This window comes from Aminobacter aganoensis, from assembly GCF_014206975.1.
In the GTDB taxonomy this organism is placed as follows: Bacteria; Pseudomonadota; Alphaproteobacteria; order Rhizobiales; family Rhizobiaceae; genus Aminobacter; species Aminobacter aganoensis.
Map to the genome: position 1 here is coordinate 74,516 of NZ_JACHOU010000001.1, position 19,093 is coordinate 93,608.

Here is a 19,093-nt window from a genome sequence, read left to right on the forward strand (position 1 = left end):
CTGCGCTCAGAGCGGTTCGTTGAAGGTGACGATCGAGACTTCGCCTTCGAGCGCGCCTTGATATGCCGAAATATGCGGCTCGTCGTCCGGCTCGCCCTGCATGTCGCCGATCTGGTCGAGCTCGGCTTCGGCGTAACCTTCCTTCGCCAATGCCTCGAGCGCGGAGCGCACGGCGGAATCATCGTCGGGAGCAACCAGCATGATGTGCACGCCCTCGGGCTTAGAGCCCTTCTTGCGCCAGACTCGGCCCGTGATGATGGTCACCGGCTTTTCGTCGTTGTCGTTCATCGGTGATTCCCTGGTTTTGGATTCGTAAGTTGGGGATTCGCCCCCGGTTTTGGCGATTTTCGCACGAAGACATGGTGCACGACAGGCCAAAGCGCGTTACAAACCGGCAAATAGCCCATGTTGCAGCGCAATAAAGTTGCTCTGCACCTGCTGAGCCCCCCGAAGCCCCGGTTTCGTTAAGGTTTTTGGCGGGACGGGCTTGACGGTTAGCGGTCATGCGAGTAGATACCGCGTCGTCTGAGCCGATGTGAGGTTGGCTTTTCCGAGGCGTCTCGTCTTGGAGTTCACCTCAAACAGGGTTCGTTTTTACGAGCGAGAAGACATTTCCGGCGTGCATGAAGCGGTTTCGCTTCCTCTGCCTTTGTTCGGGCAAGACCGTAAGTCGCGGTTTGTGGCCCGAATTCGCGTATGGATTTTGCGCTTGAAGCCGCCCCGAACGGGCTTGAGACACGGAATTGAGAGACAAGAGGGTTTAATGCCTACCGTCAACCAGCTGATCCGCAAGCCGCGCATTGCGCCGGTGAAGCGCAACAAGGTTCCGGCCATGCAGGCCAACCCGCAGAAGCGGGGCGTTTGCACGCGCGTCTACACGACGACGCCGAAGAAGCCGAACTCGGCTCTGCGCAAGGTCGCAAAGATCCGCCTGACCAATGGTTTTGAAGTGATCGGCTACATCCCCGGCGAAGGCCACAATCTTCAGGAGCACTCCGTGGTCATGATCCGCGGCGGCCGCGTGAAGGACCTTCCGGGCGTGCGCTATCACATCATCCGCGGCGTGCTCGACACGCAGGGTGTGAAGAACCGCAAGCAGCGCCGTTCCAAGTACGGTGCGAAGCGTCCGAAGTAAGGTTTTCCGGCTTCGACGCTTTTGCTTTTGCGTCGTGGCCACGAGATTGAGAGACAAGAGCTATGTCCCGTCGTCACAGTGCAGATAAGCGCGAAGTCAACCCGGATCCCAAGTTCGGCGATCTGGTCGTCACCAAGTTCATGAACGCCGTCATGTATGACGGCAAGAAGTCGATCGCCGAAACGATCGTCTACGGTGCACTCGACCAGGTGCAGGCCAAGACCAAGCAGGAGCCGGTGACGGTGTTCCACCAGGCGCTCGACAATGTCGCGCCGCACGTGGAAGTGCGTTCGCGTCGCGTCGGCGGCGCCACCTACCAGGTCCCGGTCGATGTGCGCCCCGAGCGTCGTCAGGCACTCGCCATTCGTTGGCTGATCACTGCCGCTCGCAACCGCAACGAGACCACCATGGTCGATCGTCTCTCCGGCGAACTGATGGACGCGGCCAACAACCGCGGCACCGCCGTGAAGAAGCGTGAAGACACCCACAAGATGGCGGAAGCCAACCGCGCCTTCGCGCATTACCGCTGGTAACAGCGCGAACGAACGACTGAGAGGCACCTCCCATGGCCCGCGAATACAAGATCGAAGACTACCGCAATTTCGGTATCATGGCGCATATCGACGCCGGCAAGACCACGACGACCGAGCGCATCCTTTATTACACGGGCAAGTCGCACAAGATCGGCGAAGTCCATGACGGCGCTGCCACCATGGACTGGATGGAACAGGAGCAGGAGCGCGGCATCACGATCACGTCCGCTGCCACCACGACCTTCTGGAAGGGTCGCGACGGCAAGCAGCGCCGCTTCAACATCATCGACACCCCCGGCCACGTCGACTTCACCATTGAAGTCGAGCGTTCGCTGCGCGTTCTCGACGGCGCCATCGCGCTGCTCGATGCCAACGCCGGTGTAGAGCCGCAGACCGAGACCGTGTGGCGCCAGGCGGACAAGTACAACGTGCCGCGCATGATCTTCTGCAACAAGATGGACAAGATCGGCGCGGACTTCTACCGCTCCTACGAGATGATCAAGTCGCGCCTCGGTGCGACGGCCGTTGCCGTCCAGCTGCCGATCGGCGCCGAGGCCGAGTTCAAGGGCGTCGTCGACCTGATCGAGATGAACGCGCTGGTGTGGCGCGACGAGAGCCTGGGCGCTGCCTGGGATGTCGTCGAGATCCCGGCCGATCTCAAGGACAAGGCCGAGGAATTCCGCGAGAAGATGATCGAGACCGCCGTCGAAATGGACGAGACGGCTCTCGAGAACTACCTCGAAGGCAAGATGCCGTCGAACGACGAACTGCGCGCGCTGATCCGCAAGGGCACCATAGCCGTCAAGTTCTTCCCGATGTTCTGCGGCTCGGCCTTCAAGAACAAGGGCGTCCAGCCGCTGCTCGACGGCGTTGGTGACTTCCTGCCGTCGCCGCTCGACGTGCCTGCCATCAAGGGCATCGATCCGAAGACGGAAGGCGAGATGGAGCGTCATTCGTCGGATGAAGAGCCGCTGTCGATGCTGGCCTTCAAGATCATGAACGATCCGTTCGTCGGCTCGCTCACCTTCTGCCGCATCTACTCGGGCAAGGTGACCAAGGGCGCTTCGCTCGAAAACACCGTCAAGGGCAAGAAGGAGCGTCTCGGCCGTATGCTGCAGATGCACTCGAACTCGCGCTCCGACATCGAAGAGGCTTTCGCCGGCGACATCGTCGCTCTGGCTGGCCTCAAGGAAACGACCACCGGCGACACGCTCTGCGATCCGCTGCACCCGGTCATTCTCGAGCGCATGGAATTCCCCGAGCCGGTCATCCAGATCGCCATCGAGCCGAAGACCAAGGGCGACCAGGAAAAGATGGGCCTCGCGCTCAACCGCCTGGCTGCCGAGGATCCTTCGTTCCGCGTCAAGTCGGACGAAGAGTCGGGCCAGACCATCATCGCCGGCATGGGCGAGCTTCACCTGGACATCATCGTCGACCGCATGCGTCGCGAGTTCAAGGTCGAGGCCAACGTCGGTGCGCCGCAGGTTGCCTATCGCGAGACGATCAGCCGCACGCACGAGCAGGACTACACCCACAAGAAGCAGTCGGGTGGTACGGGCCAGTTCGCTCGCGTCAAGATCGTGTTCGAGCCGAACCCGGATGGCGAAGATTTCATCTTCGAATCGAAGATCGTCGGTGGTGCGGTTCCGAAGGAATACATCCCGGGCGTCGACAAGGGTCTCCGCAGCGTCCTGTCGTCGGGTCCGTTCGCGGGCTTCCCGATGATCGGCGTCAAGGCGACGCTCATCGACGGCGCCTACCACGACGTCGACTCCTCGGTTCTGGCCTTCGAAATCGCCGGTCGCGCCTGCCTTCGCGAAGCCGCTCCGAAGCTGGGTGTCCAACTGCTCGAGCCGATCATGAAGGTCGAAGTCGTGACGCCGGAAGACTACGTCGGCAACGTCATCGGCGACTTGAACAGCCGTCGTGGCCAGATCCAGGGCCAGGAAAGCCGCGGTATCGCCGTCGTCGTCAACGCGATGGTCCCGCTGGCCAACATGTTCAAGTACGTGGACAGCCTGCGCTCGATGTCGCAGGGCCGCGCCCAGTACACGATGCAGTTCGACCACTACGAGCCGGTTCCGACCGCGGTCGCTCAGGAAGTTCAAAAGAAATACGCGTAATTCCAAGGAATTGCAGCGTTTTATTAATTCAACGCCCTTATCGGGCTAGCAGGAATGGAGACCTCACATGGCAAAAGGTAAATTCGAGCGTAATAAGCCTCATGTGAACATTGGCACGATTGGTCACGTCGACCACGGCAAGACGTCGCTGACGGCGGCGATCACGAAGTTTTTCGGCGAGTTCAAGGCCTACGACCAGATCGACGCAGCGCCTGAAGAGAAGGCCCGCGGCATCACCATTTCGACGGCGCACGTCGAATACGAGACGCCGGCCCGCCACTACGCTCACGTCGACTGCCCCGGCCACGCCGACTATGTGAAGAACATGATCACCGGTGCCGCCCAGATGGACGGCGCGATCCTGGTGGTTTCGGCTGCCGACGGCCCGATGCCGCAGACCCGCGAGCACATCCTGCTCGCCCGTCAGGTCGGCGTTCCCGCCCTGGTGGTGTTCCTCAACAAGGTCGACCTGGTCGACGACGCCGAGCTGCTCGAACTGGTCGAGCTCGAGGTGCGCGAGCTGCTGTCGAAGTACGAGTTCCCCGGCGACGACATCCCGATGGTCAAGGGCTCGGCCGTTGCTGCGCTCAACGATTCGGACAAGAAGATCGGCGAAGACGCGATCCGCGAGCTGATGGCGGCTGTCGATGCCTACATCCCGACGCCTGAGCGTCCGATCGACCGTCCGTTCCTGATGCCGATCGAAGACGTGTTCTCGATCTCGGGCCGCGGCACGGTCGTCACCGGCCGCGTCGAGCGCGGCATCGTCAAGGTCGGCGAGGAAGTCGAGATCGTCGGCATCAAGGCGACCTCGAAGACGACGGTCACCGGCGTCGAGATGTTCCGCAAGCTGCTCGACCAGGGCCAGGCGGGCGACAACATCGGCGCGCTGATCCGTGGCGTTGGCCGTGAAGACGTCGAGCGCGGCCAGGTGCTGTGCAAGCCGGGTTCGGTCAAGCCGCACAAGAAGTTCGTGGCTGAAGCCTACATCCTGACCAAGGAAGAGGGTGGCCGTCACACGCCGTTCTTCACCAACTACCGTCCGCAGTTCTATTTCCGCACGACGGACGTGACCGGCATCGTGTCGCTGCCGGAAGGCACCGAGATGGTCATGCCCGGCGACAACATCACCGTCGACGTCGAGCTGATCGTGCCGATCGCCATGGAAGAGAAGCTCCGCTTCGCCATCCGTGAAGGCGGCCGCACCGTCGGCGCCGGCATCGTCGCTTCGATCAAAGAATAATCCGAATAACGATCTGTCGCGGGCGGGAATACGCCCGCGCCGCGCCAGAACAAGGAAGTGACCATGAACGGACAGAATATCCGCATCCGCCTCAAGGCGTTTGACCACCGGGTTCTCGACGCTTCGACCCGCGAGATCGTGTCGACCGCAAAGCGCACCGGCGCCAACGTTCGCGGCCCGATCCCGCTGCCGACGCGGATCGAGAAGTTCACGGTGAACCGCTCGCCGCACGTCGACAAGAAGAGCCGCGAGCAGTTCGAGATGCGCACGCACAAGCGTCTGCTGGACATCGTCGATCCGACCCCGCAGACCGTCGATGCTCTGATGAAGCTCGACCTCGCCGCAGGTGTCGACGTCGAAATCAAGCTCTAAGAGCTAACATGAGCCGCGCGAGCAGATCCAAACGGCTCCTCTGAAGGAAAACGAACCGATGCGTTCAGGTGTAATTGCACAGAAGGTGGGAATGACCCGCGTCTATAATGACGCTGGCGAGCACGTTCCCGTCACCGTTCTCCGCATGGAGAACTGCCAGGTCGTGGCGCAGCGCACGCAGGAGAAGAATGGCTACACCGCCGTTCAGCTCGGCGTCGGCCTCGCCAAGGTGAAGAATACGTCGAAGGCGATGCGCGGTCATTTCGCTGCCGCCTCCGTCGAGCCGAAGTCGAAGGTCGCCGAATTCCGCGTCTCCGCCGACAACATGCTCGATGTCGGCTCCGAGATCACCGTCGAGCACTTCGTCCCCGGCCAGAAGGTCGACGTGACGGGCACCTCGACCGGTAAGGGTTTCCAGGGCGTCATCAAGCGGCACAACTTCGGTGGTGGCCGCGCGACCCACGGTAACTCGGTGTCGCACCGTACCCACGGCTCGACTGGCCAGCGCCAGGATCCGGGCAAGGTGTTCAAGGGCAAGAAGATGGCCGGCCACATGGGCGACGTCCGCGTCACGACCCAGAACGTCGAAGTCGTCTCGACCGACGCCGACCGCGGCCTGATCCTGATCCGCGGTGCGGTTCCGGGCACGAAGGGTGCATGGATCCTGGTTCGCGACGCCGCCAAGATTGCGCTGCCTGAGAATGCGCCGAAGCCGGCCGCGATCCGCGCCGTCAGCAAACAGGCTCCGGCCAACGAGGGAGCGGAATAATGGACCTCAAGATTACAACCCTCGCAGGCAAGGATGCCGGCAAGGTTGAGCTCTCGGAAGAGATCTTCGGCCTCGACCCGCGCGAAGACGTGCTCCAGCGCGTCGTGCGCTGGCAGCTCGCCAAGAAGCAGCAGGGCACGCACAAGGCCAAGGGCCGCGCGGAAATCGCGCGCACCGGCGCCAAGATGTACAAGCAGAAGGGTACGGGCCGCGCTCGTCACCATTCGGCACGCGCTCCGCAGTTCCGCGGCGGCGGCAAGGCCCACGGCCCGGTCGTCCGCAGCCACGAGCACGACCTTCCCAAGAAGGTCCGCGCTCTCGGCCTGAAGCACGCTCTGTCGGCCAAGGCCAAGGCATCGAACCTGATCATCGTCGACGAGCTGACCCTCGCCGAAGGCAAGACCAAGGCACTGATCGCGAACTTCGCGACGCTGGGCCTGACCAACGCCCTGGTGATCGGCGGCGCCGAGCTTGACCTCAACTTCAAGCGCGCAGCGACCAACATCCCGAACATCGATGTCCTGCCGATCCAGGGCATCAACGTTTACGACATTCTGCGCCGCGGCACGCTGGTCCTCTCGAAGGCCGCCGTCGAGGCTCTCGAGGAGCGCTTCAAATGACGGATCTCCGCCACTACGACGTGATCGTCAGCCCGGCGATCACCGAAAAGTCGACCATGGCATCTGAGCAGAACCAGGTCGTCTTCAACGTCGCCAAGAAGGCGAGCAAGCCTGAGATCAAGGCTGCCGTCGAAGCGCTGTTCGGCGTGAAGGTGACTGCTGTGAACACCCTGGTCCGCAAGGGCAAGGTGAAGCGCTTCCGCGGCACGATCGGCCGCCAGAGTGACGTCAAGAAGGCGGTAGTGACGCTGGCCGATGGTCAGTCGATCGACGTCGCGATGGGTCTCTGAGCTAGGCTGAGAGGACAGGACAATGGCACTTAAGAAATTCAAGCCAGTAACGCCGAGCACGCGCCAGCTGGTCATCGTCGACCGCTCGGGCCTGCACAAGGGCAAGCCCGTCAAGGGTCTGACCGAAGGCCTGACCAAGTCGGGCGGCCGCAACAACTACGGTCGCATCACGGCTCGCTTCATCGGCGGCGGTCACAAGCGTTCGTACCGCATCATCGACTTCAAGCGTCGCAAGTTCGACGTCGTCGGCACGGTCGAGCGTCTCGAGTACGATCCGAACCGCACCGCCTTTATCGCGCTGATCAAGTACGACGACGGCGAGCTGAGCTACATCATTGCGCCGCAGCGTCTGCAGGCTGGTGACAAGATCATCGCCGGCGAGCAGGTCGACGTGAAGCCGGGCAACGCGATGCCGCTCGCATCGATGCCGGTCGGCACGATCGTCCACAACATCGAGCTGAAGCCCGGCAAGGGCGGCCAGGTCGCCCGTTCGGCTGGTGCTTACGCCCAGCTCGTCGGCCGCGACCAGGGCATGGCGATCCTTCGCCTCAACTCGGGTGAACAGCGCGTCGTCAGCGGTCTCTGCATCGCCACCGTCGGTGCCGTGTCCAACCCGGACCACGGCAACATCAACGACGGCAAGGCTGGTCGCACGGTCTGGCGTGGCAAGCGTCCGCACAACCGCGGCGTGACCATGAACCCGGTCGACCACCCGCACGGCGGTGGTGAAGGCCGCACCTCGGGCGGACGCCATCCGGTGACCCCGTGGGGCAAGCCCACCAAGGGCAAGAAGACGCGGTCCAACAAGGCGACCGACAAGTTCATCCTGCGCTCGCGCCATCAGCGCAAGAGCTAAGAAGAGGTAACGCCAGTGACTCGTTCAGTCTGGAAAGGCCCGTTCATTGACGGCTATCTGCTCAAGAAGGCAGAGAAGGTTCGTGAAGGCGGTCGCAATGAGGTGATCAAGATGTGGAGCCGTCGCTCCACCGTCCTGCCGCAGTTCGTCGGCCTCACCTTCGGTGTCTACAACGGCCAGAAGCACGTCCCGGTCTCGGTCAACGAGGACATGGTCGGCCACAAGTTCGGTGAGTTCGCTCCCACCAGGACCTACTACGGTCACGGCGCGGACAAGAAGGCAAAGAGGAAGTAACATGGGCAAGGCCAAAGCTCCGCGCAGGCTTGCTGACAACGAGGCACGTGCGGTCCTCCGCACGATCCGGGTCAGCCCGCAGAAGCTCAACCTCGTTGCCGCGCTGATCCGCGGCAAGAAGGTAGCGACCGCGCTTTCGGATCTGGAATTTTCGCGCAAGCGCATCGCCGGTACGGTCAAGAAGACCCTCGAATCGGCTATCGCCAACGCGGAAAACAATCACGACCTCGATGTCGACGCGCTGGTGGTGGCGGAAGCCTTTGTCGGCAAGTCGATCGTCATGAAGCGTTTCCACGCTCGTGGCCGCGGCCGCGCCAGCCGCATCGAGAAGCCGTTTTCGCACCTCACGATCGTCGTTCGTGAAGTCGAAGAGAAAGGGGAGGCCGCATAATGGGCCAGAAAATCAATCCGATCGGTCTCCGCCTCGGCATCAACCGCACCTGGGACTCGCGGTGGTACGCAAACACCGGCGAATACGGCCAGCTGCTTCATGAAGACATCAAGATCCGCAAGTATCTTGAGGCCGAGCTGAAACAGGCCGCGATCTCCAAGGTCGTGATCGAGCGTCCGCACAAGAAGTGCCGCGTGACCATTCACGCCGCCCGTCCGGGCCTGATCATCGGCAAGAAGGGCGCCGACATCGAGAAGCTCCGCAAGAAGCTGACCGAGATGACGAAGTCCGAGACGCACCTCAACATCGTCGAGGTTCGCAAGCCCGAGACCGACGCGACCCTGGTCGCCCAGTCGATCGCTCAGCAGCTCGAGCGCCGTATCGCCTTCCGCCGCGCCATGAAGCGCGCCGTGCAGTCGGCCATGCGCCTCGGTGCCGAAGGCATCCGCATCAACTGCTCGGGCCGTCTCGGCGGCGCTGAAATCGCTCGTATGGAGTGGTACCGCGAAGGTCGCGTTCCGCTGCACACCCTGCGCGCCGACGTCGACTACGGCACGGCCGAAGCCCAGACCGCCTATGGCATCTGCGGCGTCAAGGTGTGGGTGTTCAAGGGCGAGATCCTCGAGCACGATCCGATGGCTTCCGAGCGTCGCGCAACCGAAGGCGATCATTCGCATGCTGGCGAGCGCCCTGAGCGCCGCCGTCGCGAAAACGCCTGACACGCATAGGAATTTGGAGTTAGAACGATGCTGCAGCCAAAGCGCACAAAGTTCCGTAAGCAGTTCAAGGGCCGCATCCACGGTACCGCGAAGGGTGGCACCAACCTGGATTTCGGCGGCTTCGGACTGAAGGCGCTTGAGCCAAACCGCGTCACCGCGCGTGAGATCGAGGCGGCCCGCCGCGCGATCACCCGCGAAATGAAACGTCAGGGCCGCGTCTGGATCCGTATTTTCCCGGACGTTCCCGTCACGTCGAAGCCGACCGAAGTCCGCATGGGTAAGGGCAAGGGCGCCGTCGACTACTGGGCATGCCGCATCAAGCCGGGCCGCGTGATGTTCGAGATCGATGGTGTTTCCGAGGAAGTTGCGCGTGAAGCGCTGCGTCTCGGCGCCGCCAAGCTCTCGGTCAGGACGCGTTTCGTTCAGCGCATCGCAGAATAAGGAAGGGCTGAATCATGAAAGCCTCGGACATCAGGACGAAGACCCAGGACCAGCTCACCGACGAGCTCGCCAGCCTCAAGAAGGAGCAGTTCAACCTGCGCTTCCAGAAGGCGACCGGTCAGCTGGAAAAGACGGCGCGCGTGAAACAGGTCCGTAAGGATATCGCGCGTATCAAGACCATCGCCGCCGAAAAGTCGGCCGGCAAGAAGGCTTAAGGACGAAAACCATGCCAAAGCGCATCCTGCAGGGTACGGTCGTCAGCGACAAGAACGAAAAGACGGTCGTCGTCAAGGTCGAGCGTCGCTTCACGCACCCGGTGATGAAGAAGACCGTGCGTATGTCGAAGAACTACAAGGCGCACGACGAAAACAACGCCCACAAGGTAGGCGACCAGGTCTCTATCCAGGAATCGAAGCCGATTTCCAAGGATAAGCGCTGGGTCGTCATTACCCCGGACCAGGCGTAACAACGAATTTTGGACAAGCCGGGGAGGGCGGTAGCCCGTCCCGTTAGAAAAGAAGAAGGCGGCCAGTCATGATTCAGATGCAAACAAACCTCGACGTCGCGGACAATTCCGGCGCTCGTCGTGTCATGTGCATCAAGGTGCTGGGCGGCTCGAAGCGGAAGTACGCCTCCGTTGGCGACATCATCGTGGTGTCGATCAAGGAAGCCATTCCGCGCGGCCGCGTTAAGAAGGGTGACGTGATGAAGGCGGTCGTGGTTCGCACGGCCAAGGACATCCGTCGTCCGGACGGCAGCGTGATCCGTTTCGACAAGAACGCGGCCGTTCTTGTCGACAACAAGAAAGAACCGATCGGCACGCGTATCTTCGGGCCGGTTCCGCGCGAACTCCGCGCCAAGAACCACATGAAGATCATCTCGCTCGCGCCCGAAGTGCTGTAAGGAGCCGGAACAATGCAGAAGATCCGTAAAGGCGACAAGGTTGTCGTTCTGGCCGGCAAGGACAAGGGCCGCACCGGCGAGGTGCTGTCTGTCCAGCCGAAGGAAGACAAGGCCATTGTCCGCGGCGTGAACATGATCCGCCGCCACCAGAAGCAGTCCCAGACCCAAGAGGGCGGGATCATCACCAAGGAAGCGCCGATCCACCTGTCGAACCTCGCGCTCACCGACCCCAAGGACGGCAAGCCGACCCGCGTCGGTTTCCAGGTCCAGAAGGACGGCACGAAGGTGCGCGTCGCCAAGCGCTCGGGAGAAGTCATCAATGGCTAACGCAACCAACGAGCCACGCCTGAAGACGGTCTACAAAGAGACTATCCGTTCGGCGATGCAGGAACAGTTCAAGTACGACAACGTCATGCAGATCCCGCGCATCGACAAGATCGTGCTCAACATGGGTGTCGGCGAAGCGACCGCGGATTCGAAGAAGCCGACCGTTGCCGCCGAGGACCTGGCGATGATCGCCGGCCAGAAGCCGGTTGTGACCCGCGCCCGCAAGTCGATCGCCGGCTTCAAGGTGCGTGAGCAGATGCCGATCGGCGCCAAGGTCACGCTCCGCCAGGAGCGCATGTACGAGTTCCTTGACCGCCTCGTGAACATCGCTCTCCCGCGCGTTCGCGACTTCCGCGGCCTGAACCCGAAAAGCTTTGACGGCCGTGGCAATTACGCTATGGGCATCAAGGAACACATCGTGTTCCCCGAGATCAATTACGACAAGGTCGATCAGATCTGGGGTATGGACATCATCGTTTGCACGACCGCCAAGACGGACGACGAAGCCCGGGCACTGCTCAAGGCTTTCAACTTCCCCTTCCGGCAGTAACGGCAGCGAGCAAAGGAAAAATCTGAAATGGCAAAGACCAGCTCAGTCGAGAAGAACAACCGGCGCCGCAAGCTTGTGGACCAGTACGCTGCCAAGCGTAAGGCCCTCAAGGACGTCATCATGGATCAGTCCAAGCCGATCGAGGAACGCTTCCGCGCGCAGCTCAAGCTCGCCGCGCTGCCGCGCAACTCGGCCAAGATCCGTATCCGCAATCGCTGCGAAGTCACCGGTCGTCCCCGTGCCTACTATCGCAAGCTTAAGATGTCGCGTATCGCGCTTCGTGATCTGGGCTCGACGGGAGCAATCCCGGGCCTGGTCAAGTCGAGCTGGTAAGGAGCATTTGACATGTCTTTGAGTGATCCTCTCGGCGATATGCTGACCCGCATCCGCAATGCCTATGGCCGCAAGAAGTCGACGGTGTCGACGCCTGCGTCCAGGCTGCGCGCCCGTGTTCTCGACGTGCTGAAGTCGGAAGGCTACATCCGCGACTACAGCCAGACCGATTTCGAAAACGGCAAGTCCGAGATCGAAATCGAGTTGAAGTACTTCGACGGCCAGCCGGTGATCCGCGAAATCGCGCGTGTCTCCAAGCCGGGCCGCCGTGTCTACGTCTCGTCCAAGTCGATTCCGCCGGTCGCCAACGGCCTGGGCATCTCGATCCTTTCGACCCCGAAGGGCGTGATGGCCGACCACGAAGCGCGCGAACAGAACGTCGGCGGGGAAATCCTCTGCCAGATCTTCTGATCTGCGTAGGCTGAAACAAGAAAGGCGAGGACAAGACAATGTCTCGTATTGGCAAGAAACCCGTTCAGCTTCCGCAGGGCGTATCCGCGACCGTCAACGGCCAGACCGTGACGGCGAAGGGCCCCAAGGGCGAGCTGAAGTTCGTGGTCAACGACGAAGTTCTGGTCAAGATGGAAGAAGGCGAGATCGCCGTTCAGCCGCGCGACCAGTCCAAGGACGCCCGCTCCAAGTGGGGCATGTCGCGGACCCAGATCGTCAACATCCTGACCGGTGTGAAGGACGGCTTCGAAAAGAGGCTTGAGATCACCGGCGTCGGCTATCGTGCCGCGCTCCAGGGAAAGAACCTGCAGCTGGCCCTTGGCTTCAGCCATGACGTCGTTTATCAGACGCCGGAAGGCATCACCATTTCGGTGCCGAAGCCTACTGAGATCGTCGTGACCGGTATCGACAAGCAGCAGGTTGGCCAGGTCGCCGCCGAGATCCGCGAATACCGCGGTCCGGAGCCCTACAAGGGCAAGGGCGTCCGCTATGCAGGCGAGAAGATCGTCCGCAAAGAAGGCAAGAAGAAGTAATAACAACGCCGCGGTGCGCGGTCGCGGGAAGCATTTCGGCTTACCGCAGATGGCCGCGCCCGTTTCAGAAGGCAAGGAACCAGTACTATGGCTTCGAAAGAAACCACTCTGCGTCGTTCGGCGCGCATCCGCCGCCAGATCAAGAAGGTCGCCAACGGCCGTCCGCGCCTGTCGGTTCACCGCACGTCGAAGAACATCTACGTCCAGGTCATCGACGATGCCAATGGCCGTACGCTCGCTGCCGCTTCGACCCTCGAGAAGGATCTCAAGGGCTCGCTGAAGACCGGCGCCGACACGGCCGCCGCGACTGCGGTCGGCAAGCTGATCGCCGAGCGCGCCTCGAAGGCTGGCGTCAAGGACGTCGTTTTCGACCGTGGCGCCTACATCTATCACGGCCGCATCAAGGCGCTTGCCGAAGCTGCCCGCGAAGGTGGCCTGAACTTCTGATACAGGTACCGGCGTAGCGCGTGGCGCTGCGCCGCATCACTGACCAGTTGAAATAAATCCGGCGACGCTATAGACGCCGGATTTGGTTTTTAACCCCCGTGCTTCCGGAAAAAAACAAGGATAGGAATATGGCACAAGAACGTAGGGAAGGCGGTCGCGAGCGTAGCCGTGACCGTGAAGAGCGCGACAGCGAATTCGTCGACAAGCTCGTACACATCAACCGCGTTGCCAAGGTCGTCAAGGGCGGCCGGCGTTTCGGTTTTGCAGCACTCGTCGTCGTCGGCGACCAGAAGGGCCGCGTCGGCTTTGGTCACGGCAAGGCGCGCGAAGTGCCGGAAGCGATCCGCAAGGCAACCGAATCGGCCAAGCGCGACATGATCTTCGTGCCGCTCCGCTCGGGCCGCACGCTGCACCACGACGTTGAAGGTCGTTGGGGCGCTGGTCGTGTCCTGCTCCGCTCTGCCAAGCAGGGTACCGGTATCATCGCAGGCGGCCCGATGCGCGCTGTCTTCGAGACGCTCGGCATGCACGACGTCGTCGCCAAGTCGATGGGTTCGTCGAACCCCTACAACATGGTTCGTGCGACCTTCGATGCGCTGAAGAACCAGATGCATCCGAAGGATGTGGCTGCACAGCGCGGCATCAAGTACTCGACGCTTCAGGCCCGCCGCGGCACCGCCGTTGCGGCTGAAGAATAGTCGCTCGAGCTGACCAGGGACAATGACCATGGCCAAGAAAGCAACCAAGACCGTCACCGTCGAGCAGATCGGTAGCCCGATCCGCCGGCCGAAGGAGCAGCGTGCCACGCTGATCGGCCTCGGCCTCAACAAGATGCATCGCAAGAGCACCCTGGAGGATACTCCTTCGGTGCGCGGCATGATCGCAGCTGTCCAGCACCTCGTCCGCGTCGTGGACGAGGCGTAGGCCGATCGCAGGAGATAGAACATGAAACTCAACGATCTGCGTGACAACACCGGCGCGACGCACTCCAAGAAGCGCCTTGGCCGTGGCATCGGCTCCGGCTCCGGCAAGACCGGCGGCCGCGGTGTCAAGGGTCAGAAGGCCCGTTCGGGCGTCGCGATCAACGGCTTCGAGGGTGGCCAGATGCCGCTCTATCGTCGCCTGCCGAAGCGCGGCTTCACCAACATCTTCGCCAAGAGCTTCGTCACCGTTTCGCTGGCCCGTATCCAGGCCGCGATCGACGCCAAGAAGCTCGATGCCAAGGAGACTGTGACGGCGGAGGTCCTCGTCAAGGCCGGCGTGATTCGCCGCGTCAAGGACGGCGTCCGCATCCTCAGCGACGGTGAACTCAAGGCCAAGGTGGCCTTTGACGTTGCCGGCGCTTCCAAGCCGGCGATCGAGAAGATCGAAAAGGCCGGAGGATCGGTGAAGCTGCCGGAAGTGGCAGCAGCCGAGTAAAAGGCTTTGCAAAGTAAGCGGCGGTAGAGATACCGCCGCTTGCATGTTTGCCGTCCGGAGCCTATCTCGTGGCTTCGGTGACACGCGCCGCGCCCATCTGCGGCATTGCGGCGTGACCAAGCGGAGTACCCTGAATGGCATCGGCTGCTGAACAACTGGCATCCAATCTGAATTTCGCAGCCTTCGCCAAGGCCGAAGATCTCAAGAAACGAATTTGGTTCACCCTCGGCGCGCTGCTGGTTTACCGCCTCGGTACCTATATTCCGCTGCCCGGCATCAACCCCGATGCATTCGCGCAGGCTTTCACCCAGCAGAGCCGCGGCGTTCTCGGTATTTTCAACATGTTTGCCGGTGGTGCAGTCGAGCGCATGGCGCTGTTTGCACTTGGCATCATGCCCTACATCTCCGCCTCCATCATCATGCAGCTCATGACGTCGGTCATTCCGTCGCTCGAAGCGCTGAAGAAGGAAGGCGAGCAGGGCCGTAAGGTCATCAACCAGTACACCCGCTATGGCACCGTGCTCCTGGCGCTCGTTCAGGCCTACGGCATTTCGGTCGGGCTGGAGAGCGGCAACGGCATCGTCACGGATCCGGGCATGTTCTTCCGCGCCTCGACAGTCATCACGCTCGTCGGCGGCACGATGTTCCTGATGTGGCTCGGCGAGCAGATCACCGCGCGCGGCATCGGCAACGGCATTTCGCTCATCATCTTCGCCGGCATCGTCGCCGGTCTGCCCAGCGCCATCAGCGGCACGCTGGAACTCGGCCGCACTGGTGCGCTTTCCACGGGTCTGATTCTCGCGATCATCGTGCTGGCGATCGTCGTCATCGCCCTGATCGTGTTCTTCGAGCGTGCCCAGCGCCGCCTTCTGATCCAGTATCCGAAGCGTCAGGTCGGCAACCGCATGTTCCAGGGCGATACGTCGCACCTGCCGCTGAAGCTCAACACCGCCGGCGTCATTCCTCCGATCTTCGCGTCGTCGCTGCTGCTCCTGCCGGCGACCGTCGCGGGCTTCTCGAACACCGCCACGCTGCCAGGCTGGGTGAGCACGATCATGGCCGCGCTTGGCCACGGCCAGCCGCTCTACATGGCGCTCTACGCGGCGATGATCATCTTCTTCGCCTTCTTCTACACGGCTATCGTCTTCAATCCGAAGGACACTGCCGATCAGCTGAAGAAGCATTCGGGCTTCATTCCCGGCTATCGCCCCGGCGAGCGCACCGCGGAATACATCGATTACGTGCTGACCCGCGTCACGGTCATCGGTGCAGCCTATCTCGTCGCTATCTGCTTGCTGCCGGAGTTCCTGATCTCGGCGACGGGCGTTCCATTCTACCTTGGTGGTACTTCGCTTCTGATCGTGGTCAATGTAACCCTTGATACGGTGGCGCAGATTCAGGGTCACCTGATCGCCCATCAATATGAAGGGCTGATCAAGAAGTCGAAGCTCCGTGGAGGTAAGAGGGGAAGATGAGGCTGATATTGCTTGGACCGCCGGGAGCGGGCAAGGGGACGCAAGCTCAGAGGCTGGTCGAGAAGCACGGCATTCCTCAACTGTCCACCGGCGACATGCTGCGTGCAGCGGTCAAGGCGGAAACGGAAGTCGGCAAGCGCGCCAAGGCCGTGATGGACGCCGGCGAACTGGTCTCCGACGAGATCGTCAACGCCATCGTCGCCGAACGTATTGATCAGGACGACTGCGCCGGAGGGTTCATCCTCGACGGTTATCCGCGGACGCTGGCACAGGCCGATGCCGTTGCCGACATGCTCGCCGAGCGTGGCATGCACCTCGATACGGTGATCGAGCTCGTCGTCGACGACAAGGCGCTTGTCGGCCGCATCCTGAAGCGCGCCGAGGAAGCCAAGGCGGCTGGCCAGCCGGTGCGCAAGGACGACAATGCCGAGATCTTCGACGAGCGGCTTCGCGAGTACTACAAGAAGACCGCTCCGCTGATCGGCTATTACTACGCCAACGATCTGCTTCAGCAGGTCGACGGCATGGCGCCGATGGACGAAGTGACGGCACAGATCGAAGCGGTTCTGGCGACTGTCGCCAGCTAATCGCTGCACGCGGACTTGACGGACGGGCCGATCCGGAGTATGGCGGCCCGTCTTCCATTCAGGCATGATGATGTTTGCCCGTAAGGGCGCAAGGTCATATTGAAACGGAAAACCCGCAAGGGCCGGCCTCCACCGGACGCGGGGCAACTTGAAGCGCCGGCATGGTCCGGCCCAAATGGAGTGAAAAGATGGCTCGTATAGCCGGCGTTAATATTCCGACCAACAAGCGCGTTGTGATCGCGCTTCAGTACATTCACGGCATTGGCAAGAAGTTCGCCCAGGAGATCGTCGAGAAGGTCGGCATCCCGGCTGAGCGCCGCGTCAACCAGCTGACCGACGCCGAAGTGCTGTCGATCCGCGAAACGATCGACCGCGACTACCAGGTCGAAGGCGATCTGCGCCGCGAAGTTTCGATCAACATCAAGCGTCTGATGGATCTCGGCTGCTACCGCGGCCTGCGCCATCGTCGTTCGCTGCCGGTCCGCGGTCAGCGCACGCACACCAATGCCCGCACCCGCAAGGGTCCTGCCAAGGCAATCGCCGGCAAGAAGAAGTAATTTCGTTCCCGGCGGGTTTCGGCCCGCCGGTTTCGCCTTTTTTGGGCGGGTGTTCGGCCTGACACTTTAAATGCAGGCTGGTGTAGCCGCTGGTATTACGGCGGTGAAGAGATCAACTGAAAGGACTACCATGGCTAAGGAAGCCGCTCGCGTTCGCCGTCGCGAACGCAAGAACATCTCGTCGGGCGTTGCCCACGTGAATTCGACCTTCAACAACACCATGATCACCATCTCCGATGCACAGGGCAACACGATTGCCTGGTCGTCGGCTGGTGCCCAGGGCTTCAAGGGCTCGCGCAAGTCGACCCCGTTCGCTGCCCAGATGGCTGCTGAAGATTGCGCCAAGAAGGCCCAGGAACACGGCATGCGCATGCTCGAGGTCGAGGTCTGCGGTCCGGGTTCGGGTCGTGAATCGGCTCTGCGTGCGCTCCAGGCTGCGGGTTTCACCATCACATCGATCCGCGATGTGACGCCGATCCCGCACAATGGCTGCCGCCCGCGCAAGAAGCGCCGCGTCTAATATTTCACTCCGCGCGAGCGCCTTGTGCGCTCGTTTGCGGTTTCCAGGTCGCCCGTCACGATTGGATGGTGGCGGGGCTACGGAAGGAAGCGAATATGATCCAGAAAAACTGGCAGGAACTGATCAAGCCGAACAAGATCGAGTTCTCGTCCAAGAAGAAGACGCTGACCACGCTCGTCGCCGAGCCGCTTGAGCGTGGCTTCGGCCTGACGCTCGGCAATGCGCTCCGTCGCGTGCTGCTGTCGTCGCTTCGCGGCGCTGCCGTGACCGCGGTGCAGATCGACGGCGTGCTGCATGAGTTCTCTTCGATCGGCGGCGTTCGTGAAGACGTCACCGACATCGTGCTCAACATCAAGGAAATCGCCATCCGCATGGAAGGCGACGGCCCGAAGCGCATGGTCGTTCGCAAGCAGGGCCCCGGTGCCGTGCTCGCCGGCGACATCCAGACGGTCGGCGACGTCGAGATCCTGAACCCCGATCACGTCATCTGCACGCTCGACGAGGGCGCGGAGATCCGTATGGAGTTCACCGTCGACACCGGCAAGGGCTACGTCCCGGCTGAGCGCAACCGCGCAGAAGACGCTCCGATCGGTCTTATCCCGGTCGACAGCCTCTACTCGCCGGTCAAGAAGGTTTCTTACAAGGTCGAGAACACCCGCGAGGGACAGGTTCTGGACTACGACAAGCTGACCATGACCATCGAGACCGACGGTTCGATCACCGGCGAGGACGCAGTGGCTTTCGCTGCTCGCATCCTGCAGGACCAGCTTGCCCTGTTCGTCAACTTCGACGAGCCGCAGAAGGAAGTTGCAGCCGAGGCCGTCACCGAGCTCGCCTTCAACCCGGCGCTGCTCAAGAAGGTCGACGAGTTGGAGCTTTCGGTCCGTTCGGCCAACTGCCTCAAGAACGACAACATCGTTTACATCGGCGACCTGATCCAGAAGACGGAAGCAGAAATGCTGCGTACGCCGAACTTTGGCCGCAAGTCGCTCAACGAGATCAAGGAAGTTCTGGCCGCAATGGGCCTGCACCTCGGTATGGAAGTGCAGGACTGGCCGCCGGAAAACATCGAAGACCTCGCCAAGCGATACGAAGATCAGTACTGAGACGACCTAGTCGAGCATGGTTCCGAGGACCGGATATTCCGGTCCGACGGCCTTGCGGAAAACCATCAGAGGCCGTGGCCTCTTGAACAACTGAAGAAGG

The 19,093-nt window shown here is 61.7% G+C and carries 31 protein-coding genes; 30 read left to right on the forward strand and 1 reads right to left on the reverse strand.

What is annotated here, in order from left to right; translation table 11 throughout:
• Window positions 1–6: 6 nt before the first annotated feature.
• The gene (locus tag GGR00_RS00330; RefSeq protein WP_055973804.1) at window positions 7–288 is read right to left on the reverse strand and encodes a hypothetical protein; all 282 of its coding nucleotides are present in this window, start codon (window positions 286–288) and stop codon (window positions 7–9) included.
• A gap of 475 nt (window positions 289–763) precedes the next feature.
• Here GGR00_RS00330 and rpsL point away from each other — a divergent pair, with 475 nt between their 5' ends.
• The 30 genes from rpsL to GGR00_RS00480 all read left to right on the forward strand — a co-directional run bounded on the left by rpsL (window position 764) and on the right by GGR00_RS00480 (window position 18,993).
• Window positions 764–1,135, forward strand: coding sequence for a 30S ribosomal protein S12 (rpsL, locus tag GGR00_RS00335; RefSeq protein WP_008837709.1), 372 nt, complete (start codon window positions 764–766; stop codon window positions 1,133–1,135).
• Window positions 1,136–1,197: 62 nt separating this feature from the next.
• Entirely contained in the window at window positions 1,198–1,668 is a 471-nt protein-coding gene (gene rpsG / locus GGR00_RS00340) for a 30S ribosomal protein S7 (RefSeq protein ID WP_055973800.1), read from the forward strand.
• Window positions 1,669–1,700: 32 nt separating this feature from the next.
• Window positions 1,701–3,791 carry an elongation factor G gene (fusA, locus tag GGR00_RS00345; protein WP_055973795.1) on the forward strand — a complete coding sequence of 697 codons (2,091 nt, stop codon included), beginning with the start codon at window positions 1,701–1,703 and terminating at the stop codon, window positions 3,789–3,791.
• A gap of 67 nt (window positions 3,792–3,858) precedes the next feature.
• Window positions 3,859–5,034, forward strand: a complete 1,176-nt coding sequence (gene tuf, locus GGR00_RS00350; RefSeq protein ID WP_184117332.1) for an elongation factor Tu — start codon at window positions 3,859–3,861, stop codon at window positions 5,032–5,034.
• A gap of 63 nt (window positions 5,035–5,097) precedes the next feature.
• Complete coding sequence (rpsJ, locus tag GGR00_RS00355) at window positions 5,098–5,406, forward strand: 30S ribosomal protein S10 (protein WP_006205468.1); 309 nt, start codon at window positions 5,098–5,100, stop codon at window positions 5,404–5,406.
• Window positions 5,407–5,464: 58 nt separating this feature from the next.
• Window positions 5,465–6,175: a 50S ribosomal protein L3 gene (gene rplC / locus GGR00_RS00360; RefSeq protein ID WP_055976404.1), complete on the forward strand. Its 711-nt coding sequence runs from the start codon at window positions 5,465–5,467 to the stop codon at window positions 6,173–6,175.
• Entirely contained in the window at window positions 6,175–6,795 is a 621-nt protein-coding gene (gene rplD / locus GGR00_RS00365; protein WP_055976408.1) for a 50S ribosomal protein L4, read from the forward strand. The genes rplC and rplD overlap by 1 nt, the downstream gene beginning before the upstream one ends.
• Window positions 6,792–7,085, forward strand: a complete 294-nt coding sequence (locus tag GGR00_RS00370; RefSeq protein WP_184697051.1) for a 50S ribosomal protein L23 — start codon at window positions 6,792–6,794, stop codon at window positions 7,083–7,085. The genes rplD and GGR00_RS00370 overlap by 4 nt, the downstream gene beginning before the upstream one ends.
• Window positions 7,086–7,107: 22 nt before the next feature.
• Window positions 7,108–7,941, forward strand: coding sequence for a 50S ribosomal protein L2 (gene rplB / locus GGR00_RS00375; protein WP_055976411.1), 834 nt, complete (start codon window positions 7,108–7,110; stop codon window positions 7,939–7,941).
• A 15-nt stretch (window positions 7,942–7,956) separates the two neighbouring features.
• Window positions 7,957–8,235 carry a 30S ribosomal protein S19 gene (rpsS, locus tag GGR00_RS00380; protein ID WP_055976414.1) on the forward strand — a complete coding sequence of 93 codons (279 nt, stop codon included), beginning with the start codon at window positions 7,957–7,959 and terminating at the stop codon, window positions 8,233–8,235.
• A 1-nt stretch (window position 8,236) separates the two neighbouring features.
• Window positions 8,237–8,626, forward strand: coding sequence for a 50S ribosomal protein L22 (rplV, locus tag GGR00_RS00385; protein ID WP_055976417.1), 390 nt, complete (start codon window positions 8,237–8,239; stop codon window positions 8,624–8,626).
• Window positions 8,626–9,345 carry a 30S ribosomal protein S3 gene (gene rpsC, locus GGR00_RS00390; protein WP_055976420.1) on the forward strand — a complete coding sequence of 240 codons (720 nt, stop codon included), beginning with the start codon at window positions 8,626–8,628 and terminating at the stop codon, window positions 9,343–9,345. The genes rplV and rpsC overlap by 1 nt, the downstream gene beginning before the upstream one ends.
• Before the next feature lie 27 nt (window positions 9,346–9,372).
• On the forward strand, window positions 9,373–9,786 hold the full coding sequence (rplP, locus tag GGR00_RS00395; protein WP_055976423.1) for a 50S ribosomal protein L16: 414 nt from the start codon (window positions 9,373–9,375) through the stop codon (window positions 9,784–9,786).
• 14 nt (window positions 9,787–9,800) lie between these two features.
• On the forward strand, window positions 9,801–10,001 hold the full coding sequence (gene rpmC, locus GGR00_RS00400; RefSeq protein ID WP_018427849.1) for a 50S ribosomal protein L29: 201 nt from the start codon (window positions 9,801–9,803) through the stop codon (window positions 9,999–10,001).
• A gap of 11 nt (window positions 10,002–10,012) precedes the next feature.
• Window positions 10,013–10,252 (forward strand): 30S ribosomal protein S17, encoded by a 240-nt coding sequence (rpsQ, locus tag GGR00_RS00405; protein WP_055976426.1) that lies wholly within the window; start codon window positions 10,013–10,015, stop codon window positions 10,250–10,252.
• 68 nt (window positions 10,253–10,320) lie between these two features.
• Window positions 10,321–10,689, forward strand: coding sequence for a 50S ribosomal protein L14 (gene rplN / locus GGR00_RS00410; protein WP_006205457.1), 369 nt, complete (start codon window positions 10,321–10,323; stop codon window positions 10,687–10,689).
• 12 nt (window positions 10,690–10,701) lie between these two features.
• Entirely contained in the window at window positions 10,702–11,016 is a 315-nt protein-coding gene (gene rplX / locus GGR00_RS00415) for a 50S ribosomal protein L24 (RefSeq protein WP_055976430.1), read from the forward strand.
• On the forward strand, window positions 11,009–11,566 hold the full coding sequence (gene rplE, locus GGR00_RS00420) for a 50S ribosomal protein L5 (protein WP_055976433.1): 558 nt from the start codon (window positions 11,009–11,011) through the stop codon (window positions 11,564–11,566). The genes rplX and rplE overlap by 8 nt, the downstream gene beginning before the upstream one ends.
• 27 nt (window positions 11,567–11,593) lie before the next feature.
• Window positions 11,594–11,899 (forward strand): 30S ribosomal protein S14, encoded by a 306-nt coding sequence (gene rpsN, locus GGR00_RS00425; protein ID WP_055976436.1) that lies wholly within the window; start codon window positions 11,594–11,596, stop codon window positions 11,897–11,899.
• 12 nt (window positions 11,900–11,911) lie between these two features.
• Entirely contained in the window at window positions 11,912–12,310 is a 399-nt protein-coding gene (gene rpsH, locus GGR00_RS00430) for a 30S ribosomal protein S8 (RefSeq protein ID WP_055976439.1), read from the forward strand.
• A 38-nt stretch (window positions 12,311–12,348) separates the two neighbouring features.
• The gene (rplF, locus tag GGR00_RS00435; protein WP_055976442.1) at window positions 12,349–12,882 is read left to right on the forward strand and encodes a 50S ribosomal protein L6; all 534 of its coding nucleotides are present in this window, start codon (window positions 12,349–12,351) and stop codon (window positions 12,880–12,882) included.
• An 87-nt stretch (window positions 12,883–12,969) separates the two neighbouring features.
• Window positions 12,970–13,329 carry a 50S ribosomal protein L18 gene (gene rplR, locus GGR00_RS00440; protein ID WP_055976445.1) on the forward strand — a complete coding sequence of 120 codons (360 nt, stop codon included), beginning with the start codon at window positions 12,970–12,972 and terminating at the stop codon, window positions 13,327–13,329.
• A 128-nt stretch (window positions 13,330–13,457) separates the two neighbouring features.
• A complete protein-coding gene (gene rpsE, locus GGR00_RS00445) occupies window positions 13,458–14,027 on the forward strand; it encodes a 30S ribosomal protein S5 (RefSeq protein WP_055976448.1) in 570 nt (189 codons plus the stop codon).
• 28 nt (window positions 14,028–14,055) lie between these two features.
• Window positions 14,056–14,253: a 50S ribosomal protein L30 gene (gene rpmD, locus GGR00_RS00450; protein WP_055977631.1), complete on the forward strand. Its 198-nt coding sequence runs from the start codon at window positions 14,056–14,058 to the stop codon at window positions 14,251–14,253.
• Window positions 14,254–14,274: 21 nt separating this feature from the next.
• The gene (gene rplO, locus GGR00_RS00455; RefSeq protein ID WP_055976451.1) at window positions 14,275–14,748 is read left to right on the forward strand and encodes a 50S ribosomal protein L15; all 474 of its coding nucleotides are present in this window, start codon (window positions 14,275–14,277) and stop codon (window positions 14,746–14,748) included.
• Window positions 14,749–14,882: 134 nt separating this feature from the next.
• Window positions 14,883–16,223: a preprotein translocase subunit SecY gene (gene secY, locus GGR00_RS00460; protein WP_055976453.1), complete on the forward strand. Its 1,341-nt coding sequence runs from the start codon at window positions 14,883–14,885 to the stop codon at window positions 16,221–16,223.
• Window positions 16,220–16,810, forward strand: coding sequence for an adenylate kinase (locus GGR00_RS00465; protein WP_055976456.1), 591 nt, complete (start codon window positions 16,220–16,222; stop codon window positions 16,808–16,810). The genes secY and GGR00_RS00465 overlap by 4 nt, the downstream gene beginning before the upstream one ends.
• Window positions 16,811–16,998: 188 nt before the next feature.
• The gene (rpsM, locus tag GGR00_RS00470) at window positions 16,999–17,367 is read left to right on the forward strand and encodes a 30S ribosomal protein S13 (RefSeq protein WP_055976458.1); all 369 of its coding nucleotides are present in this window, start codon (window positions 16,999–17,001) and stop codon (window positions 17,365–17,367) included.
• A 130-nt stretch (window positions 17,368–17,497) separates the two neighbouring features.
• Window positions 17,498–17,887, forward strand: a complete 390-nt coding sequence (gene rpsK, locus GGR00_RS00475) for a 30S ribosomal protein S11 (protein WP_055976460.1) — start codon at window positions 17,498–17,500, stop codon at window positions 17,885–17,887.
• Window positions 17,888–17,982: 95 nt separating this feature from the next.
• Window positions 17,983–18,993, forward strand: a complete 1,011-nt coding sequence (locus GGR00_RS00480) for a DNA-directed RNA polymerase subunit alpha (protein ID WP_055976463.1) — start codon at window positions 17,983–17,985, stop codon at window positions 18,991–18,993.
• The last annotated feature ends 100 nt before the right edge of the window (window positions 18,994–19,093 follow it).

Coding starts and splice junctions, on each gene's coding strand:
- rplD (WP_055976408.1), top strand. CDS start 6,175: ATGGACCTCAAGATTACAACCCTCGCAGGCAAGGATGCCGGCAAGGTT.
- rplR (WP_055976445.1), top strand. CDS start 12,970: ATGGCTTCGAAAGAAACCACTCTGCGTCGTTCGGCGCGCATCCGCCGC.
- rpmC (WP_018427849.1), top strand. CDS start 9,801: ATGAAAGCCTCGGACATCAGGACGAAGACCCAGGACCAGCTCACCGAC.
- tuf (WP_184117332.1), top strand. CDS start 3,859: ATGGCAAAAGGTAAATTCGAGCGTAATAAGCCTCATGTGAACATTGGC.
- rpsE (WP_055976448.1), top strand. CDS start 13,458: ATGGCACAAGAACGTAGGGAAGGCGGTCGCGAGCGTAGCCGTGACCGT.
- secY (WP_055976453.1), top strand. CDS start 14,883: ATGGCATCGGCTGCTGAACAACTGGCATCCAATCTGAATTTCGCAGCC.
- GGR00_RS00465 (WP_055976456.1), top strand. CDS start 16,220: ATGAGGCTGATATTGCTTGGACCGCCGGGAGCGGGCAAGGGGACGCAA.
- rpsL (WP_008837709.1), top strand. CDS start 764: ATGCCTACCGTCAACCAGCTGATCCGCAAGCCGCGCATTGCGCCGGTG.
- rpsJ (WP_006205468.1), top strand. CDS start 5,098: ATGAACGGACAGAATATCCGCATCCGCCTCAAGGCGTTTGACCACCGG.
- GGR00_RS00370 (WP_184697051.1), top strand. CDS start 6,792: ATGACGGATCTCCGCCACTACGACGTGATCGTCAGCCCGGCGATCACC.
- rpsC (WP_055976420.1), top strand. CDS start 8,626: ATGGGCCAGAAAATCAATCCGATCGGTCTCCGCCTCGGCATCAACCGC.
- GGR00_RS00480 (WP_055976463.1), top strand. CDS start 17,983: ATGATCCAGAAAAACTGGCAGGAACTGATCAAGCCGAACAAGATCGAG.
- rplC (WP_055976404.1), top strand. CDS start 5,465: ATGCGTTCAGGTGTAATTGCACAGAAGGTGGGAATGACCCGCGTCTAT.
- rplV (WP_055976417.1), top strand. CDS start 8,237: ATGGGCAAGGCCAAAGCTCCGCGCAGGCTTGCTGACAACGAGGCACGT.
- rplN (WP_006205457.1), top strand. CDS start 10,321: ATGATTCAGATGCAAACAAACCTCGACGTCGCGGACAATTCCGGCGCT.
- rpmD (WP_055977631.1), top strand. CDS start 14,056: ATGGCCAAGAAAGCAACCAAGACCGTCACCGTCGAGCAGATCGGTAGC.
- rpsK (WP_055976460.1), top strand. CDS start 17,498: ATGGCTAAGGAAGCCGCTCGCGTTCGCCGTCGCGAACGCAAGAACATC.
- rpsN (WP_055976436.1), top strand. CDS start 11,594: ATGGCAAAGACCAGCTCAGTCGAGAAGAACAACCGGCGCCGCAAGCTT.
- rplE (WP_055976433.1), top strand. CDS start 11,009: ATGGCTAACGCAACCAACGAGCCACGCCTGAAGACGGTCTACAAAGAG.
- rpsQ (WP_055976426.1), top strand. CDS start 10,013: ATGCCAAAGCGCATCCTGCAGGGTACGGTCGTCAGCGACAAGAACGAA.
- rplB (WP_055976411.1), top strand. CDS start 7,108: ATGGCACTTAAGAAATTCAAGCCAGTAACGCCGAGCACGCGCCAGCTG.
- rpsM (WP_055976458.1), top strand. CDS start 16,999: ATGGCTCGTATAGCCGGCGTTAATATTCCGACCAACAAGCGCGTTGTG.
- fusA (WP_055973795.1), top strand. CDS start 1,701: ATGGCCCGCGAATACAAGATCGAAGACTACCGCAATTTCGGTATCATG.
- rplX (WP_055976430.1), top strand. CDS start 10,702: ATGCAGAAGATCCGTAAAGGCGACAAGGTTGTCGTTCTGGCCGGCAAG.
- rplO (WP_055976451.1), top strand. CDS start 14,275: ATGAAACTCAACGATCTGCGTGACAACACCGGCGCGACGCACTCCAAG.
- rplP (WP_055976423.1), top strand. CDS start 9,373: ATGCTGCAGCCAAAGCGCACAAAGTTCCGTAAGCAGTTCAAGGGCCGC.
- GGR00_RS00330 (WP_055973804.1), bottom strand. CDS start 288: ATGAACGACAACGACGAAAAGCCGGTGACCATCATCACGGGCCGAGTC.
- rpsG (WP_055973800.1), top strand. CDS start 1,198: ATGTCCCGTCGTCACAGTGCAGATAAGCGCGAAGTCAACCCGGATCCC.
- rplF (WP_055976442.1), top strand. CDS start 12,349: ATGTCTCGTATTGGCAAGAAACCCGTTCAGCTTCCGCAGGGCGTATCC.
- rpsH (WP_055976439.1), top strand. CDS start 11,912: ATGTCTTTGAGTGATCCTCTCGGCGATATGCTGACCCGCATCCGCAAT.